Raw genomic sequence first — 17,388 nt, forward strand, 5'->3', positions numbered from 1 at the left:
AACAAAGAGGAGAAACTATGAATCGTAGAGACATATTGAAATTTGGTGCTATCAGTGCAGCTGCAGCAACAGTTACTTTAACAGGTTGTACAACTAGTCCGAAACCGGATGACAGCGTAAAACCTGCTGTCGGAATGGGCTCTAAAGCACCGTTACCAGCGGCTAAAGGTCCTAGAGTTGTTATAGTAGGTGGTGGATGGTCAGGTCTGTCAGTTGCCAAATATACTAAAAAATTTGCACCTAATGCTGATGTTGTTTTAGTTGAACAAAGAACACAATTCCATTCTTGTCCTATTAGTAACTTATACCTTGTAGGTGCAGTTGATTTAGAATTTATAACTCACGATTATTTACAAGCTGCTCGTGAAAATAAATATACATATTTTAACGCTTCAGCTATCGGAATAGATAAAGCTCAAAAAATAGTAAAAACAACGAATGGTGATATAGATTATGATTATTTAGTTTTAGCTCCGGGAATTGATTATGATTATAGTCCTTGGAATGTAGACCTTGCAACTGAACAAAGATTAAGAACGGAATACCCTGCAGGTTTTATGTCACCAAGTGAACATATGACAATCAAAAGCAAGTTAGAAGACTTTGAAGGCGGTAACTTCATTATAACTGTACCTGGCGGTAACTATAGATGTCTTCCAGCTCCATATGAAAGAGCTTGTTTAATAGCAGATTATTTCAAAAAGAACGAGATTGAAGGTAAGGTACTGATTTTAGATGCTAATCCGGATATTACGATCAAGTCTGAAGGTTTCCACTCGGCATACGATGAGATGTATAAAGATTATGTAGAGTATGTTCCAAATGCAGCTATTATGAGTGTCGATCTAGAAAACAAAAAAGTGATCGCAGGTGAACTTGAAGATGAATTTGAGTTTAGTGATGCTGCATTCTACCCTCATGTACGTGGTGGGAAACTATTAGAAGTTTGTGGTGTAGCAAAAGACAATGCCTTTAATAAAATGGAAGGAAATATTGATCCGTTTACATATGAAGTAATTGGTGAAAAAAATATCTTCGTAGCGGGTGATGCTCGTCCTATGGGTTACTCAAAATCAGGTAATACGTCAAACTCTGAAGGTCACTACTTAGGGAAATTGTTAGCTGAGAGAATTACTAAAAATAAAGATATTCCATGGAAATCTCCGTTAACTGTATGTTATTCTGCAGTTTCTGCTATGCCTAATCATGCAATCTCTGTTAGAGCAGAGTATGAATTTAAAGGTAAAACACTTGCAGGTTTCACAAATGTTGAACTTTCACAAGAGTGGCGTGGCAAAATAGGTGAAAATAACGGAAAAGCACTGATGGAATGGGCTAAAGGTATGTATAGAGATATGTTTAACGCATAATCTATAGAGTCTATTTAAGGAGAAGTATTAATGCAAAGAAGAGAGTTCTTCAAAGTAGTTGCAGGGGTTGGAGCGGTGATAGTCGCTCCATCTCTTATAACTACAGACTTAAGAGCTGATGATGGCAGATTGTATAAAACATACAATAAAGTTCAGTTGGTTGATGCTAAGGGTAATCCTATTTTAGCTTCAAAACTTCTAGAGGAAGAAAACTACATATTTAACTATCCGTATGTAGGAGTAAGTTCATTTCTAATAGCTTTACCGGAAAAAACAGAGACAGATGTTACACTGAAAAGTGAAAGCGGTGAAGAGTATATCTGGAAAGGCGGTATAGGGAAAAAAGGAAATATAGTAGCGTATAGCTCTATATGTAGTCATCAGATGACACATGTTCATAAAAATGAGTCTTTTATCTCTTACCAAAAGAAGGGTCAAAAAACTATGGCTTGTAAACAAACGGGTGTTATGGTCTGCGGCTCACATCTTTCAGCATATGATGCTAATAAAGGGTGTAAAGTGATAAGTGGACCTGCACCACAACCTCTTGCAAGTATAGTATTGGAGCATCATGATGATGATACTCTTTGGGCAGTCGGTGTCCTCGGTTCAGACAAGTTCCATGAATTTTTTAAAGCGTTCAAGTCTGAACTCAAAGAGCAGTACGGCGGAGCTAGAAAAGCAAAGAAAAAAGTAAAAGAGACTGCTCAAGTTGTTACTTTAGCAGAATTTACAAAAGATATAATTCAATACTAAAAGAATTCATACAAAGGTGGAGTATTATAAGACTCTGCCTTTTTCTTCATACAATACACTCACACAAATCCTTTTTATTTTACATAATGTTTTTTGGGCTATAATTTCGCAGATTTTATAAGGAACGTATGTGAAAAAAGTTGCAGTTATTGGTGCGGGTTACGGCGGTTTGCGGGCTATTGAAAATTTAGCAAACAATAAAGAGGTATCACTTTACCTTTTTGATGAAAATTCTTACCATTATTTACAAACTGAAGCATACGGATATATTGCAGGGAGATTTGATTTGCACGATGTTGCACTCGATCTGCAAAACTGGTGTCACGGATTTAAAAATAGAGTTAATTTTATACAAGAAAAAGTAACTTTTATCGATTCGAGAAACAATAATGTTCAAACAGAGAATGGAAAATATGATTTTGATTATCTGATCATTGCAAGCGGGGCGAGAACAAACTTTTTTAAACAGATAAGCGGTTTGGACCAATACGGTTTCGGTGTAAAAAAACTGTTTCGCTCTCACGGTTTTAGAACAGCTTTTGAGAAACTGCTCTATGAAAAGCTTGTAGAGGAAAAATCGCACGGAAAGTTGATGAATCTGGCAATCGGCGGAGCGGGACTGAGCGGTGTTGAGATTGCAGCCGAGATGGCAGACGTAGTTGCAAGACAAACAAAAAGTATAGGGGAATCTGCACAAGAACTGCAGATATATCTTATTGATGCCAGTGAGACAATACTTCCTGGAATGAGTGAATATATTATTAACAACACTCAAAAAAGACTTGAAGAATTAGGTGTAAAAATAATTACTAATAGTTTCATTGACAGTGTGGATAAAGATACGATCTACTTTAAAGATAAAACAGAGCTTGAGTACACATTTATGATCTTTACGGGTGGAATCATAGCCAATACAATCGAGATGGACAAAGAGGTGCAAACAAACAGAATAGGGCAGTATATTTGTAACGATACTTTGCGTATAGATGAAAATATTTTTGCCATAGGTGATTGTGCTGAACTGACAAGTAAGAGCGGTAATATTTTACCACCTACTGCACAAACTGCCGAGAGAAGTGCTGAGTATGTTGCAAAATCGATTTTAAAACTGTTAGAAGAAAAAGAGCTTCAGCCCTTTAAAGCAAAAGTGGACGGTGTGTTTGTTGCACTTGGCGGTTACTATGCAGTGGGTGAGTTGTTTAGTTTTATAAAAGTGAAGGGAAAATTTGCTTACATCTTGAAAAAACTGATCACGAAAAGTTACTACATAGGTTTAAAATTACGACTCAATACAGGATTTATGAAGCGTACATCTTTAGAGAAGGAAAATCTCTAAAGGTATTGAATATTATTTGCTTTTATCTTCTCTAAATCTTTATCATGCAACCCGTCATAAGCATACAAATAACACATATTTTCAGGTTTTAGTTTTTTAGACAAAGACCAAAAGTTGATGATATTTGTAACAATAGTTACATTCTCAGCTCTAAGAGATTTTAATGGAAAACCTATTGCTCCGTGTGAAGTTGTCACGGGGTAGAGCTCCAGTAGTTCATTGTTTATGGATATTGGACCGTAACCGTTTAGTAGTACGATGGTGGGATTGTTTTTCATTTTTCTAGCTTTCAAGAGCAGGGAGTTACCCTAACTCTTGCTCGTTGTTAAAGAAGTATTTTTTAGCAGCTTCGTGAACTGAGATCTCGATTGGCTCGTTTGCATAGCTGTCATCACAGATAAGTCCGATCTCATTTAAGTCGTTCATAGGACACTCCCCGATTTTTGCAGTAAGAAGTACATCTACATCTTTGAGTGTTGTTTTGATCTCTTCGATCGGGTTATAATCTTCGGCAACATCTGCACCTGAGTAAGAACTCTCGATTTTTCTGTGCATTACAAATTTGATCGCCTTGTCACCTGCTTCGTAGATTAGGAACTCTTGAGCAGAACCGAAGTGTTGGTTGATCATACCTTCACCGGCAGTTGTAATAGCGATAAGTTTTGTCTCACCGTTTGAGCTTAGTTGCTCTTTAGCAGCCTGCTCAATTTTAATACGTTTATTCGCTTCTTCAAGATGACTTCTCCAAGTCTCAATCATCTCATGTTTTTTCGAACGAGCTTCGATGTTGTACTTATCTTCAAGTGCTGTAAAACTCATGTTCATAAATACATCTTTAGTGAACTCTTCACCTCTGTCTTCACCGATAAGACCTACTGCATCCGCACGACACTGACGACAGTGGCTCATAAGTTTCATATCCATTCCACATGCTTCTTGAGCCGCCATTGTTTCTTGGTCAGTTGCACTAGGAACTCCGTCAAGTCCAAATTTTGTACCAAACTCAGGAGAAGAGAGAAGTGGCATAATATTGTGTAAAAATACATTCATCTCTTTTAGCTTTTTAGCAACATTTGGAAGATCTTTGTCATTAATACCAGGGATTAAAACAGAGTTGGCTTTTACAAGGATTCCACGCTCAGTAAGCATACGGATACCTTCAAGTTGCTTCTCTAAAAGAAGTTTTGCCCCTTCAGGACCCCAGATTTTTTTGTGATCCCAGTGTACCCATGGATAGATCTGAGAACCGATCTCACCGGTTGGATCTACAGTGTTGATCGTTACAGTTACGTGGTCAACATTGTATTTTTCGATCTCATCGATGTAGTCAGGTAAACGAAGACCGTTTGTTGAAAGACACAGTTTAAGATCCGGTGCTTTTTCTTGAAGCATTCTAAATGTATCAAATGTCTTTTTAGGGTTTGCCAGTGCATCACCCGGTCCTGCAACACCTACAACAGAAAGCTGTTGAATGTCACCACCGACATAAAGTACTTTTTTTACAGCCTCTTCAGGTGTCAGTTTAGAACTTGTTACTCCCGGACGAGATTCGTTTGAACAGTCATACTTTCTGTTACAGTAGTTACATTGAATATTACATGCCGGAGCTACCGCCACGTGAATCCTTGCATAGTGTTGGTGAGCTCCCTCACTATAACACGGGTGATTATTGATCTTTTCTTGGATAGCCATAGCTTCGGGATTGTTTGGATCAAATCCCATATCTGGTGACGTACCGCATCCTCCAGTTGAACAACTCATGAAAACTCCTTTGCCGTTTGTTTATTAGGCTTAGAGTTTCAAAAACTGTTCCTTAAGAGCTTTTTTCTACTCTGTTTTTACCGTTTTCTTTTGCTTTGTATAAAGCAAGGTCAGCATCTTTGAAGATACTTAGAGGATGTTCTTTATCGCTAGGAGCGGCTACACCGAAGCTACATGTAATCTGTCCGACACCTTCAATTGTATGTTCTGCAATTGTTTTACAAATATGCTGAGCTTTTTCATATGCAACATCAAGAGTTGTTCTTCTCATTAAAATTACAAACTCTTCACCACCCCAACGTGCAAAAATGTCAGTTTCTCTGACATTTTTATCTACAACCTTTACAAGTTCGGTTAGTACTTTGTCTCCGACATCGTGTCCAAAAGTATCGTTAATATTTTTAAAATTGTCAATATCAAACAGAATTAAACTCATAGGTGTTTGGTAACGGCGATAAGAGTTAAATTCGCGTTTATAGAGATCATCAAACATCTGTCTGTTGTAAATTTTAGTTAAATAGTCGTGTGTAGCAATATTGTAAAACTTCTCTTTCTCTTTGATCGCCTTATTTCGTTTGGTGATATCTTGAATGAATGCAACAAATTTGTCACTGTTGCCTATATGCATCAATTGCAGTTGAATCTCAACATCGTATAAGGTGCCGTCTTTTCTTCTATGTTTTGTTTCAAAAAAGATCTGCTCAAGTTCTTTTTTCAAAAGGGGTTTAATGATCTGAGCAAAAAGATCTGCATCAAATTTTGGTTTAATATCCAAAGGAGTCATCTCTAAAAACTCTTCACAGCTATAGCCGCAGTTTTCTATGGCACTGCTGTTAACATAGCTAAATTTAAGTGTTTTCGGATTAAAGATGTAAATCTCATTGAGTGAATTTTTAATAATATCTTCAAAACCTTTTGCACGCTTATAACTTTTTTGCAGTGGGGTAAGTACACTTACTTTTAATATCTTCATAATTATCAGATAGCCAATAATAGTAATGGCAAGTGATGTAAATATACTCCATAACATTATGTCGTAGCGAATATTTGTGTAATGCTCTATGAGTTCACTTTCATCAAGTTCTGAGATAAGTGCCCACTGAAGCGTGTTCAGTTGAAAAGGTTTGTATACTGAAAGTACATCAACATTTCTGTAATCTTTAATAATGTTATGGGAACTGTTTCCCTCTAAAGCCTCTTTAACAGCTTTTGTATCTATTTTATATTTTTGCGGTTCTAAAAAAGAGTTTTTTAGATTGAATGTTTTTTTGAGATAAGAACTGCTTCTTAAAAGATGATCAGAACCTACAAGATAACTCTCAGCAGTTTTTTCCATACCGGCTCTAAAGTATATGATCTCATCAATAACATTAACAGGCATAACCAAAACCAAAATATTTAAGAGTTTCTTTCCTTCTCTGACAGGGGTTGCAAAAAGGAGATACGGGTTCTCTTTATTAAAAACTGAAAACTCTGTATCTGCAATATTGGTTTTATTTGTTTCTAATACATTTTTGTAAAGCTTTGCAATATTTGAATTAGAAAAACTTTGTGAAGTGACCTCTTTACCAATAAGAGAATGGTTCTTCGCACTAAAGGTTATTTTTGAATTTTTTGGATCAAGGAGTAAAAGATCGCTGTATTCATACTCATTTAAAAAGATCGAAATATAAGAAGTATCCTTCATACCATCTTTGGATATTTCTAAAATATCATTGTTGTGTGCCAATGTGTTTATATCTTGAAGTCTGTGTTTGAAAAAAAGTTTGAGTTTATGCTCTTTTATATTGTTAATCGCTTCAAGGTTTTTAAATGCCAGAGTGTAAGAGAGCTGTTCATTTTTGTCTGCATAAATGTAAGCGGTTATCCCAACGGTTATGTTTACAAGCATTAAAAAAGTAAGAGGCAGAATGATTTTAGGATTTAAAAAAAGTTTTTGAATATTCATAGAAACCCCTTGTTTGCCAAGTATAGCAAATTTGAGTTTACAAAAGCTTATAGGATTCAAGTGCTTATGAATCCTATATGATATTAAAGTTACGAAGTTTTAAAGAGTGAAGTTTCCTGCCACTTCTTTAAGAATAGCATTTGCATCATGAGAGTTCCCAGTGTATTTTACAATTGAAACACCGTGGTTCTTCATCGTATTTGCAGTGTTTTTACACGCACGGTTTACGACAATGTAGTCACATTCATCTAACACTACACCCATTTTGTCATGCTGTGCAATATGTTCTGCATCATCATGATCGTGATCACATACATGATTTTCGTCATCATGGTCGTGGTCAAGGTCTGTTCTTGGATTGTTTTTGATCTCATCTAAAGTGAAAGATTTAAACATCCCTCCGCCTTGCATCGTAAAAATTGCAAACTTAGGAGTGTGTCCTGCATTGCCGAAAAAAGTTAGTGAATCATCTTTAACTGGAATAGCTATTTTCATTATATTTACCTTGATTTTTTGATTTTAAATTTAAATATTGTAGCACTAATTTTGTTTAGAAATTCTTTATAAAAAGAGGCGGAAAAACCCTCTTTTTATACCTCTACAGCCATTGACTCGGCTCTTTGAGTCAAGCTAATAGAATCACGGAAAGGTCGTGGTTGGTTTGCCGGGGAGAGCAAACCTTTTTTCTTATGTGTTCTGATGAGGTATTTTCCAGCCTCTTGGCCTTGGATATAGTACTCATCATAGTCTGGAATGTAAGGCATATCCCAAACTATACATCCCTCTGTCGGACAAACATCGGCACATTTTGGTACAGTAGTGTCTACACACTCTATACATTTTTCAGGTTTAACATATGTATACTCACCATCAGCAAGAGGGGATTCGTCTGCACTAACTATAGCAGTAGCGGGACACTCCTCTATACAAGCATCACAGTTAATACAAAGGTCGGTTATATAGACAGACATTTATGCCCAGCGACCGATATTTGCATTAGATTCTCTATCGCTCATTGAAACATCAGCGATAAAAGGTTGTTCTTTTTGCTCAGGAAGCATAAGACCTTTTTTCTTATGTACACGAATGTTGTATGTTCCAGCATCCTGACCAGCTTGCCAATAGTCGTTATACTCTTTTGTATAAGGCATATCCCAAACGATCGCACCCTCAGTAGGACACGCTTCAACACAACGAGGTGCATCTGCATGACCTACACACTCAACACAACTCTCAGGTTTTACATAAAAGAAAGAATCTTGAGGATTTTTTTCATTGTTTTCATCTAAAATTGCTGCAACCGGGCACTCAGGTGCACAAGCGTCACAAGAGATACACTCTTCTGTAATCATAACTGCCATAATAGCTCCTTTAATAATAATTAGTTTTATCTATTCAGATAGTGTTCCCTCTAAGGGTATGCTACTTGTATATCTATATAAAATAACATTTGGAGGGGTATTTTGGAAGTTGTTGTAAACGGTAGAAAGTTAGAGCTACAAAAAAAAGAGCGTCATATCGGGGGCGAAGCTCCTGCTGCAAGAGTAAAGATGTTAAACGGTGAGACAAAAGTGATCGGGATGATGGCTGATAAAGTACAGTGTATGATAACTCTCAGCAACAGTTACGATCTAAACGGTTCACTTTTAGAAGTGATAAATAAACATAAAGAAAAAGCAAATATATATGTAGTTTCCTCTTCGGAACTTGAGAATAGTTACGATGATTCTATGTGTGCATACGATTTTAAAGATTTCTCACTTAAATACGGGGTAAATATAGATGACACAACCTGTGCAAAGTCTGTTTTTATTATTAACAAAGATGGAGAGATTGTTTACAAAGAGGTTTTAGATGATCTTGTAAGTGAATTTAATTTACAGGTTTTAGACAAAGAGTTAGAGAGTGCGATCAGTTTCAAGAAAAAAGGGCATACGCATGAGAACTGGATGGGTGTGTAATGTTAAGCGAAACAACAATAGAGTGGATGGTTGCAAACGATTACGATCCAAAGGTGATAGACAAGGTCGGCAAGCACGGCAACTCTGCACTTATGAAAGCGGTAAGGGAAGCAAAAAGTGAAATCGCTTCTGAGTTTATAAAAGCTGGAGCAGAGTTAGAGCTACGCAATGTTGACGGCAATACGGCACTTTGGAATGCATGTTTCGGGCAGGATTACAAATGTGTAGAGCTATTGGTAAAAGCGGGTATCCAACTAGACAGTACAAATGACAACGGTGTAACTGCTCTTATGTATAGTGCGAGTGCAGGGAAGCTGGATATGGTAAAACTTTTGTTGGAATACGGTGCAAAAACAGAGATAGAAAATCTTGATGGATTTAAGGCGATAGATTTGGCGGCTACACCTTCAATCTACAAGGCTCTTAAAAATGGTCTATAAAGCGAAGAAAAAAGATCTAGACAGTTTAGAGCTGTTGTTAAAAGAGCTTTTTACGCAGGAAAAAGAGTTTGTGTACAAAAAGGGTCTGCATAAAAAAGCACTCAAAAAGATCCTTGAGAATAAAAAGATAGGGCGTATCTTTGTCTACAAAATAGAGGACAAAATTGTAGGTATGGTTAGTATTCTTTTTAGTTACTCAACAGCACTCGGCGGAAAAGTGGGCATTATCGAAGATATGATCGTAGAGTCCGATTATAGAGGTCTAGGTGTGGGAAATGCGCTTTTGGAACATATTATGCAATATGTAAAACAGAAAAGGTTAAAAAGAGTGACGCTTTTGAGTGATGCAGATAATAGCATTGCACATAAACTGTACAAAAAACATGGGATGAAACACTCTCAGATGGTAGTTTTTAGAAAAGGGGTTTAAAATGGGAAAAGTGGAAGATAAAATCAAAGTAGACTTACTGCAAAACATCTATTCAGACAGTGTGGCAATTTATGAGTTTATAGAGAGCAGATTTAAGTTGGCTGAAGAGGAACGTCAAAAGATTATTGAGCGTATCAATAGTATGAATGACGGTTTAGTGCTGATTTTAAAAGATGTGAAACTTTCATAAGGTGTTTAGATGGTAACACCTGCCATTGGGGTATCTGAGCTGTATAAGCAGCTAGAACTGCTGATTCAAACCGATACACCCGTTTTTATTCACGGTAGTCCGGGAATAGGGAAGTCCTACATTGTCAACGAACTGGCGCAAAAAAATGATCTGGGTATCCGCGATATCAGACTATCTCAACTAGATGCGGTAGATCTAAGAGGTATCCCCTCAATTCAAAATGAGCAGACAAAATGGATGCCTCCTGTTTTTCTACCCGATGACGAGAACTCGGAGGGGATACTCTTTTTAGATGAATTGAATTCTGCACCCCTTTCTGTTCAAGCTGCTATCTATCAGCTTGTACTCGATCGCAAGATCGGGGAGTATGTCTTGCCAAAAGGGTGGCGGATCATCTGTGCGGGGAACAAGATAGACGATAAGGGGATTGTCTTCAAACTACCTTCACCTTTGATCAACAGAATGGTGCATATTGTTTTAGAAGCAAAATATGACGAGTTTAAAACTTGGGGTATTCAAAATAAGATCCACCCGTACATCATCGGTTTTTTAGGATTCCGTCCCGATCTTTTAAGTACGCAGATTCCTAGTGCGACAGAGGCAAATCCTGCTTTTGCAACCCCTAGGGCTTGGAGTATGCTCTCCAACATTCTTTACTCGGTAAAAGATCTAAGTGCTATCAGCTCAATTATTCACGGTACGGTAGGTTATGGCGCAGGGATAGAGTTTATCTCGTTTGTCAAAGTCTACAAAACCCTGCCGAACATTGATGCTATTTTAGCAGGTGAGAGTGAAGAGGTTCCGAGTGAACCGAGTGCTCTTTATGCCCTGTGCGCAGCTTTGATAGAAAAATATCAAATGGCTGAGCATGGAGACAACATCTTCACTTATGCAAAAAAACTGCCGGTTGAGTTTAATGTGATGCTGATCAAAGACCTTATTGTGAAGGATGAAACTATCGCTGAGCTAGAGAGCTTTGAAGAGTGGCTTGAGAAGTATGAAAACTTCATCATATGAAGAACTTTTTCAAAAAGCTCGGATCCACTTTCTCTTCCATCATCCCTTTTTATCTGTCTTAGCACTCTCTATCCCCACTATCTTCGCTTCAAACAGCAAAAGTGCTTTTGAGACAGACGGGATTTCGATAACAGTCGATCTTGAAAAACTGGATAAATACAGCGAAGATGAACTTACATATTTGTATGCCCATACACTTTTGCATATAGTACTCAAACACCCTTACAGACAAAAAACAAGAGAGTTAAAGCTGTGGAACCAGAGTTGTGACATTGTTGTGAATAATACTCTCTCCACTTTTAAAGATGTCGGCTCAATGCCCCAAGATGAGATTTTTGATGAAACGCTCAAAGATAAATGTGTAGAGGAAGTTTATGAGATCCTCTACAAAGAGCAAGAAGATGAAAATGAAGGTGCAAGCGAAGAGAAAGAGGATAATGAAGCGAAGGTGACTCCAGATGAAAAGGGGAAACTAAAAGCGCATATCTACGATGAGAGTAAGCAGGATATTCAAGAGGTTGCAGATGAAAAAACATCAAGCGGTGAGCTGGAAAAATTAAACGGCATCATTATTCAAGCGCTCTCAATAGCACAAAAAAACAGAACCGACTACAGTGGAATGCTGGTTGAGATAGATACCCTCATAAAACCTGAAATCAGCTTTTACGATGTGTTAAAAGAGTATCTGGTCATTTCAACTTTTGAGAAAGAGTCAACATTTTCAAAACCAAATAAACGCTTTGCCCATTTAGGACTTTATCTTCCAGGGACAAAAAAACAGCAAGAGCAACTTGAGATAATTGTAGCCCTTGACAGCTCGTCGAGTGTTTCAATGGAGGAGTATAAAAAGTTTTTAGGGGTGATTGCCGAGGTGTGCGAGGGATTTTACGAGTACAAAGTACAGATACTCCCTTTTGATATTTCAGTTAAAGAGGAGCTGATCGTCAGTTTTGACAGCTTTTCCTCATTGGAGAGTCTTGACTGGCATATCCCCAAAAGCGACGGTGGGACAAATTTTGACGCAGTACTGCGTTATCTAAAAACTACAGATATCCGCTCAAACGATTTGCTTTTAGTACTTAGTGACGGGGAATTTGAAATAAGCGAAGCTCTTGTCTCTCAAACACTTTTTGTACTTAATGAGAAAAAGAATCTTCGGAAGTTTGAACAGTATGGAAGGGTGATAGAGTTTTTGGTATAAGCAGGGTTAAAAAATAGTTCTTCTTCTTGTAGAAAATAGTGATATAATATGATTAATCAGATGTTTCACAGGGAGTATGATGGAAGTCACAAATGCGCAACAGATTGAGCAGGCCCTACACGAATGGGTCAGTGCCTTAGATGTTTTGGATGATGCTATTTTCGTTCATGATCATGAATATCGGATCCTTCGTTGTAATCGCGCATATCAGCATCTGGCTGAGCTTCCGTTTAAGGAGATTATCTCTCAGCCTTATTTCAAGATCTTCCCAAAATTAGATGCCCCTTTGAGAGCTTGTTACTCAAGCATACATAATGATAGTACTGATGAACATGAAGAGGATATTTTGGTTGGCGGTACTCTTTACCGTTCCCGTTCTCACACGATATTTGATGAAAAAGGGAAATATTGTTATTCGATTCATGTTTTGCAAGATATTACTAAAGAGCAGGCAGACGAAGAGAAACTCAAACAAAATGAAAAGTTTATTAAGACGGTACTCAATAACCTTCCCATAGGTGTTGCCGTAAATACTGTTCATCCAGAGGTAAAATTTACCTATATGAATGACAATTTTCCAAAACTTTACCGTACGACACAAGAGGCATTAAAAAATCCGGATGATTTTTGGACGGCGGCATATGAAGATGCAGATTTCCGAGAAAAAATTAAGAAAAAGGTACTTGAAGATTGTAAAAGCGGTAAGCCGACATGTATGCGCTGGAGTGATGTTCCTCTGACTCGTAAAGGGGAAAAGACAACTTACATATCGGCACAAAATATTCCGCTGTCCGATATGGACTCAATTATTTCGTTGGTATGGGATGTAACAGAGCGTAAGGAGATGGAGGACCTCTTACGCAGTGAAAAACGGTTTTCAGATAAGATTATTGAGAGTATTCCCGATGTCTTCTTTTTACTTGACGGTGAGGGAAAACTTGAACGTTGGAACAACAAGATAGAAACGCTTTTCGGTATGACACCTGAAGAGTTAAAACATCGTGAGGCTCTCTTTTTTATACATGAAGCAGATCGTACTGAAATTGCAGGGAAAATTGAAGAGACCCTTGAGGTTGGACACAGCATCGTAGAAACGCGACTGATGACAATAGAGGGTGTACGTGACTACAAGTTTACAAGTAAACGGATCACAACCCCTAAAGGAAAAGGGATTATCGGCATCGGGTTTGATATGACCAAACGAAAGAAGATGGAACTGCAGTTAGAAAGGGAGAGAGATTTTTCAAACAGGCTGATCGATACGGCTCCCGTAATTGTTTTATTGCTTGATCAAACAGGACACATCGTAAAATACAATCGTTACACAGAGCAGATTAGCGGTTATCCTCTTGAAGAGGTACAGGGGAAGGAATGGTTCTCAATATTTTTACCCGAAGAAAACCGAGAGAAGACCAAAGAGATTTTTCTAGAAGCGATTAATGAGCTCGATAGTCAGGGGCAGATTGATACTATGCTGACACGTTCAGGAGAAGAGCTTCATATTGAATGGTATAGTAAAACGATCAAAGATGCTAAAGGGAGAACAGAGGGGCTGCTAGCTATAGGTATGGATGTTACTGAACAGCAAAAAACTCAGGAACGTTTAGAACTGTTTCATACACTTTTCGAACATTCTAAAGATTCTGTTGAAATTATAGAACCGGGTACGCTTAAACTGCTTGACGTAAATGAAACTAATTGCCGTGAACTCGGTTATAGTCGTGAAGAACTGCTTGAGATGACTATTTATGATATCGATCCTACAGTGACCCCTGAGGTTAGTAAATCGATCGAAGAGAAGATACAAAAAGAGGGAAATCTAACTTTTGAGAGTGTACATAAGCGCCGTGATGGAAGCACGTTTCCTGTAGAAATTTCATTATCGCTTAACAATCTTGGACACCCTTACTTACTATCTATTGCGCGCGATATTAGCGAACGAAAAGAGGCGGAAGAGCATCTAAAAGAGAGTGAGGAAAAATTCCGTACTATTACTGCTTCTGCGCAGGATGCGATTTTGATGATAGATGCAAAAGGAGATATATCTTACTGGAACGAAGCAGCAGAACGGGTACTTGGCTACTCGGCAGATGAGGCAGTTGGAACCAATCTTCATAACTTGATAGCACCGGAGCGTTTTATGGATGCTCACCTCAAAGGGTTCAAAGAGTTTCAACATACGGGTGAAGGTGCGGCCATTGGCAAGACTGTAGAACTTGCAGCTATAAAAAAAGACGGTACGGAATTTCCTGTTGAACTCTCTATGTCTTCCATACTTCGTAAAGATGGATGGGGAGCTATAGGGATCATTCGTGACATAAGTGAACGCAAAGCATCCGAATCTGCAATCAATAGGGCAAACCGTGCTTTAAAAACACTCTCGGCCGGGAACTTGGCACTTGTACATGCAACCAGCGAAGATGAGTTACTTAAAGAGGTAACCAGAGTGATCGTTGAAACGGGCGGTTATAGCCTTGCTGTTGTTGATTATGCGGAAGATGGTCCGGAGAAACGTCTTAATCCTGTTGCTTGGCATGGTTTTAGCGGTGAAGAGTACTGGCTTAATGATCTGTGTTGGAAGGAGATGGAAAAAGGTATCCTTCCTGCAGGAGCAGCCGTTCGTGAAGGGGTAACGCAGATCTTCAGAGATATTTCAGACCCTCTTACCTGTCCTAACTGGCGAGAGGCTTCAATGGAACATGGATATGTTTCACACATTTCTCTGCCGCTTTTTGATGGGAAAAAGCCTTTTGGAGCGCTTAGTATATATTCATCACAAGAGGAGTCTTTTGATGAAGAGGAGATCCATTTACTTGAAGAGTTGGCTAATGATCTCGCCTATGGAATTCAAAACCAGCGTACGCGTGCTGCAAGTGAAAAGCATGAAGAGATATTACGTGAAGGATTGGAGCAGACAATTTTAGCTATTTCGGCAACGGTAGAGTCACGCGATCCATATACTGCGGGTCATCAAAAACGTGTTGCTGAACTGGCAGTAGCAATTGCTGAGGAGATGGGACTTGATCAGGATGAGATAGAGGGGATTAGATTTGCGGCTATCATTCACGATCTAGGAAAGATTCACATCCCCGCGGAGATTCTTGCAAAACCTGGACGACTTACAGATATTGAGTTTATGTTGATCCAGACACACCCGCAAGCGGGTTACGATATCATCAAGGATGTACATTTCCCTTGGCCTATTGCACAGTATGTTCTTCAACATCATGAGCATATGGATGGTTCGGGGTACCCTCAGGGACTTAAAGCTGATGAGATCTTGTTAGGTGCAAAGATCATTTCCGTAGCGGATGTGATCGAAGCTATATCTTCGCATCGTCCTTACCGCTCGGCACTTGGAATTCAACTGGCTCTTGATGAGGTTGTAAAAGGTAGGGGCACACACTATGACACTGCGGTGGTAGATGCCTGCATGAAACTTTTTAATAAAAAGAAATTTACATTTAACACTGAGTCAAGTATGCACTCTTCTTGATTGGAAGGGCATGTATAAAAGTATTTTAGGATGATAGGGTGAACAGGTTTTGATATAAAGTTTGATATAAGTAAGACTACTTATACTAGTTTTCATCTAATTTCTAATAATTCATAGAATATTGATGATTCATTTGTCAAGGGATTTTCTGTTTCAGTTACCTGACAATATAATGAAACTTCTTGTTCCAAATGTAGTTCGCTGACCATTGACAATGCACTTTTAGGATATAGAACTTTTATTAATTTATTATCATTTATTCTGAGATCAATTCTTTCTCGTTTACTTAAAAGTTCAATTGTACCATGCAGTACAATCTTTTCTTGTTCAGTTATTTCAGTTACCTCAAGGGATGAAGTCACGGATTCTATATCTTTTTTACTACCTTTCCATTTTTTTACTTCTTCACCAGAATATTTCCATGTTAATTCTAGTTCAGCATCATGGTGCTTCATAAGTTTTAATAATTCTCTTAAACTTTTTGCACCTGATGGCCCTAAGTCATTTATTGAACTAAGGAATTCTTCTCCTTGACCTAAAGAAGAAAGAACAGAAAATACTCGTTCAATTGCACCTTTACTTAACCCATCATCAAATAAGTCCCTTTTGGCAGCAGCAGAAATTATAAAACGTGATGAACCTGGTAATATCCCCTCCAGACGAAGGTCTAAGTCTTGAAAAAGATATTTTGGAATTCTTTTTTTGTTTATGCCACCTTTCATAAGTCGAAGAGCAGCATAACCAATAGTTTTTCTTATTTCATTTGTTAATTTTGCTACTAAGTCTAAAGGAGCATTTCCTGTCTTTAAATGTGTAGCTTTAACTCTAAAATCTAACATTTCATATGCTGGATTTATTTTAGAAGTTAGTTCTATTTGTGATAATTCATTTAAATGACTTTCAAAGGATTTTGCAGCTAGTTTATAAGCAAAATTACCACTTTTCGCTTGCTTTATAGCTTGATCATAAAACTTTTTTGCTTCTAATGCTTTTCTTATATATTTGTTACTCATTTGTTCACCATAATACGAGCTATACCTTTTGGTTGCTCATTCCGATTATATCCATACCAACCACGCCAATAACTTCTCATATTCTCGTCTTCTGCAGGGCAAAATAGTACATCTAAGCCAAATTCTTGCTTTATTGTTTCCCTGTCTGTTAGTACTTGAAAATTCTTTTGTTTCTCTTCTGGTAATTCATTTAGAATAGCTGCTGGTGAAAAAATAACTAAGTCAATATCATTTGGATCAATTTTTTGTGTTGTAAAAGAACCATCTATCCATAATTCAATAGGGACACCTATATTAGATAAATAATCAATATAGGTACTTAAATTTTGAATTAAACTAGGTCTTGTATTTGAAGTAGGAAAATCTTGTAAAAAGTGATTTCCAATTTCACCTAATTCAAAATTGTGTAGACCTGGTTCTAATAGAGGTGTTGCATCCATATTTTAATACCTAAGTGTATAAAGTTTAA

The 17,388-nt window shown here is 37.7% G+C and carries 18 protein-coding genes; 10 read left to right on the forward strand and 8 right to left on the reverse strand.

What is annotated here, in order from left to right; genetic code table 11:
- Positions 1 to 17: 17 nt before the first annotated feature.
- The 3 genes from FJR03_RS02940 (at position 18) to FJR03_RS02950 (ending at position 3,462) form a co-directional block, all read left to right on the forward strand.
- Positions 18 to 1,370: an FAD-dependent oxidoreductase gene (locus FJR03_RS02940; RefSeq protein WP_193114170.1), complete on the forward strand. Its 1,353-nt coding sequence runs from the start codon at positions 18 to 20 to the stop codon at positions 1,368 to 1,370.
- 30 nt (positions 1,371 to 1,400) lie between these two features.
- Positions 1,401 to 2,126, forward strand: coding sequence for a Rieske 2Fe-2S domain-containing protein (locus FJR03_RS02945; RefSeq protein ID WP_193114171.1), 726 nt, complete (start codon positions 1,401 to 1,403; stop codon positions 2,124 to 2,126).
- 130 nt (positions 2,127 to 2,256) lie between these two features.
- On the forward strand, positions 2,257 to 3,462 hold the full coding sequence (locus FJR03_RS02950; RefSeq protein WP_193114172.1) for an NAD(P)/FAD-dependent oxidoreductase: 1,206 nt from the start codon (positions 2,257 to 2,259) through the stop codon (positions 3,460 to 3,462).
- Here the strand turns inward: FJR03_RS02950 and FJR03_RS02955 are convergent.
- The 6 genes from FJR03_RS02955 to FJR03_RS02980 all read right to left on the reverse strand — a co-directional run bounded on the left by FJR03_RS02955 (position 3,459) and on the right by FJR03_RS02980 (position 8,532).
- Positions 3,459 to 3,740 carry a hypothetical protein gene (locus FJR03_RS02955; RefSeq protein WP_193114173.1) on the reverse strand — a complete coding sequence of 94 codons (282 nt, stop codon included), beginning with the start codon at positions 3,738 to 3,740 and terminating at the stop codon, positions 3,459 to 3,461. The two genes, FJR03_RS02950 and FJR03_RS02955, sit on opposite strands and share 4 nt — an antisense overlap.
- Positions 3,741 to 3,765: 25 nt before the next feature.
- Complete coding sequence (nifB, locus tag FJR03_RS02960; RefSeq protein ID WP_193114174.1) at positions 3,766 to 5,223, reverse strand: nitrogenase cofactor biosynthesis protein NifB; 1,458 nt, start codon at positions 5,221 to 5,223, stop codon at positions 3,766 to 3,768.
- A gap of 52 nt (positions 5,224 to 5,275) precedes the next feature.
- Positions 5,276 to 7,171 carry a sensor domain-containing diguanylate cyclase gene (locus tag FJR03_RS02965; RefSeq protein WP_193114175.1) on the reverse strand — a complete coding sequence of 632 codons (1,896 nt, stop codon included), beginning with the start codon at positions 7,169 to 7,171 and terminating at the stop codon, positions 5,276 to 5,278.
- Positions 7,172 to 7,270: 99 nt separating this feature from the next.
- The gene (locus tag FJR03_RS02970; RefSeq protein ID WP_193114176.1) at positions 7,271 to 7,666 is read right to left on the reverse strand and encodes a NifB/NifX family molybdenum-iron cluster-binding protein; all 396 of its coding nucleotides are present in this window, start codon (positions 7,664 to 7,666) and stop codon (positions 7,271 to 7,273) included.
- Between the two features lie 95 nt (positions 7,667 to 7,761).
- Positions 7,762 to 8,142: a 4Fe-4S dicluster domain-containing protein gene (locus tag FJR03_RS02975; RefSeq protein WP_193114177.1), complete on the reverse strand. Its 381-nt coding sequence runs from the start codon at positions 8,140 to 8,142 to the stop codon at positions 7,762 to 7,764.
- On the reverse strand, positions 8,143 to 8,532 hold the full coding sequence (locus FJR03_RS02980) for a 4Fe-4S dicluster domain-containing protein (protein WP_193114178.1): 390 nt from the start codon (positions 8,530 to 8,532) through the stop codon (positions 8,143 to 8,145). It abuts the gene before it with no gap.
- 102 nt (positions 8,533 to 8,634) lie between these two features.
- Between FJR03_RS02980 and FJR03_RS02985 the strand changes: the two genes are divergently transcribed.
- From FJR03_RS02985 to FJR03_RS03015, 7 genes are all read left to right on the forward strand, one after another.
- Positions 8,635 to 9,132 carry a thioredoxin domain-containing protein gene (locus tag FJR03_RS02985; RefSeq protein WP_193114179.1) on the forward strand — a complete coding sequence of 166 codons (498 nt, stop codon included), beginning with the start codon at positions 8,635 to 8,637 and terminating at the stop codon, positions 9,130 to 9,132.
- A complete protein-coding gene (locus tag FJR03_RS02990; RefSeq protein ID WP_193114180.1) occupies positions 9,132 to 9,572 on the forward strand; it encodes an ankyrin repeat domain-containing protein in 441 nt (146 codons plus the stop codon). The genes FJR03_RS02985 and FJR03_RS02990 overlap by 1 nt, the downstream gene beginning before the upstream one ends.
- Positions 9,562 to 10,002, forward strand: a complete 441-nt coding sequence (locus FJR03_RS02995) for a GNAT family N-acetyltransferase (protein WP_193114181.1) — start codon at positions 9,562 to 9,564, stop codon at positions 10,000 to 10,002. Before FJR03_RS02990 ends, FJR03_RS02995 begins: the two co-directional genes overlap by 11 nt.
- Position 10,003: 1 nt before the next feature.
- Positions 10,004 to 10,192, forward strand: a complete 189-nt coding sequence (locus tag FJR03_RS03000) for a hypothetical protein (protein WP_193114182.1) — start codon at positions 10,004 to 10,006, stop codon at positions 10,190 to 10,192.
- A gap of 9 nt (positions 10,193 to 10,201) precedes the next feature.
- Complete coding sequence (locus FJR03_RS03005; RefSeq protein ID WP_193114183.1) at positions 10,202 to 11,209, forward strand: ATP-binding protein; 1,008 nt, start codon at positions 10,202 to 10,204, stop codon at positions 11,207 to 11,209.
- Entirely contained in the window at positions 11,190 to 12,410 is a 1,221-nt protein-coding gene (locus FJR03_RS03010; RefSeq protein ID WP_193114184.1) for a vWA domain-containing protein, read from the forward strand. Before FJR03_RS03005 ends, FJR03_RS03010 begins: the two co-directional genes overlap by 20 nt.
- 76 nt (positions 12,411 to 12,486) lie before the next feature.
- Complete coding sequence (locus tag FJR03_RS03015) at positions 12,487 to 15,906, forward strand: PAS domain S-box protein (protein WP_193114185.1); 3,420 nt, start codon at positions 12,487 to 12,489, stop codon at positions 15,904 to 15,906.
- A gap of 92 nt (positions 15,907 to 15,998) precedes the next feature.
- On the opposite strand, the gene FJR03_RS03020 is transcribed toward FJR03_RS03015, so the two are convergent.
- A complete protein-coding gene (locus FJR03_RS03020) occupies positions 15,999 to 16,919 on the reverse strand; it encodes a hypothetical protein (RefSeq protein ID WP_193114186.1) in 921 nt (306 codons plus the stop codon).
- Positions 16,916 to 17,359, reverse strand: a complete 444-nt coding sequence (locus FJR03_RS03025; RefSeq protein ID WP_193114187.1) for a DUF6932 family protein — start codon at positions 17,357 to 17,359, stop codon at positions 16,916 to 16,918. Before FJR03_RS03025 ends, FJR03_RS03020 begins: the two co-directional genes overlap by 4 nt.
- Positions 17,360 to 17,388: the final 29 nt, after the last annotated feature.

The organism is Sulfurimonas marina (assembly GCF_014905095.1).
GTDB classification, from domain to species: Bacteria; Campylobacterota; Campylobacteria; order Campylobacterales; family Sulfurimonadaceae; genus Sulfurimonas; species Sulfurimonas marina.

Coding starts and splice junctions, on each gene's coding strand:
- FJR03_RS03015 (WP_193114185.1), top strand. CDS start 12,487: ATGATGGAAGTCACAAATGCGCAACAGATTGAGCAGGCCCTACACGAA.
- FJR03_RS02970 (WP_193114176.1), bottom strand. CDS start 7,666: ATGAAAATAGCTATTCCAGTTAAAGATGATTCACTAACTTTTTTCGGC.
- FJR03_RS02990 (WP_193114180.1), top strand. CDS start 9,132: ATGTTAAGCGAAACAACAATAGAGTGGATGGTTGCAAACGATTACGAT.
- FJR03_RS03010 (WP_193114184.1), top strand. CDS start 11,190: ATGAAAACTTCATCATATGAAGAACTTTTTCAAAAAGCTCGGATCCAC.
- FJR03_RS03000 (WP_193114182.1), top strand. CDS start 10,004: ATGGGAAAAGTGGAAGATAAAATCAAAGTAGACTTACTGCAAAACATC.
- FJR03_RS02955 (WP_193114173.1), bottom strand. CDS start 3,740: ATGAAAAACAATCCCACCATCGTACTACTAAACGGTTACGGTCCAATA.
- FJR03_RS03025 (WP_193114187.1), bottom strand. CDS start 17,359: ATGGATGCAACACCTCTATTAGAACCAGGTCTACACAATTTTGAATTA.
- FJR03_RS03005 (WP_193114183.1), top strand. CDS start 10,202: ATGGTAACACCTGCCATTGGGGTATCTGAGCTGTATAAGCAGCTAGAA.
- FJR03_RS03020 (WP_193114186.1), bottom strand. CDS start 16,919: ATGAGTAACAAATATATAAGAAAAGCATTAGAAGCAAAAAAGTTTTAT.
- nifB (WP_193114174.1), bottom strand. CDS start 5,223: ATGAGTTGTTCAACTGGAGGATGCGGTACGTCACCAGATATGGGATTT.
- FJR03_RS02945 (WP_193114171.1), top strand. CDS start 1,401: ATGCAAAGAAGAGAGTTCTTCAAAGTAGTTGCAGGGGTTGGAGCGGTG.
- FJR03_RS02965 (WP_193114175.1), bottom strand. CDS start 7,171: ATGAATATTCAAAAACTTTTTTTAAATCCTAAAATCATTCTGCCTCTT.
- FJR03_RS02995 (WP_193114181.1), top strand. CDS start 9,562: ATGGTCTATAAAGCGAAGAAAAAAGATCTAGACAGTTTAGAGCTGTTG.
- FJR03_RS02975 (WP_193114177.1), bottom strand. CDS start 8,142: ATGTCTGTCTATATAACCGACCTTTGTATTAACTGTGATGCTTGTATA.
- FJR03_RS02940 (WP_193114170.1), top strand. CDS start 18: ATGAATCGTAGAGACATATTGAAATTTGGTGCTATCAGTGCAGCTGCA.
- FJR03_RS02980 (WP_193114178.1), bottom strand. CDS start 8,532: ATGGCAGTTATGATTACAGAAGAGTGTATCTCTTGTGACGCTTGTGCA.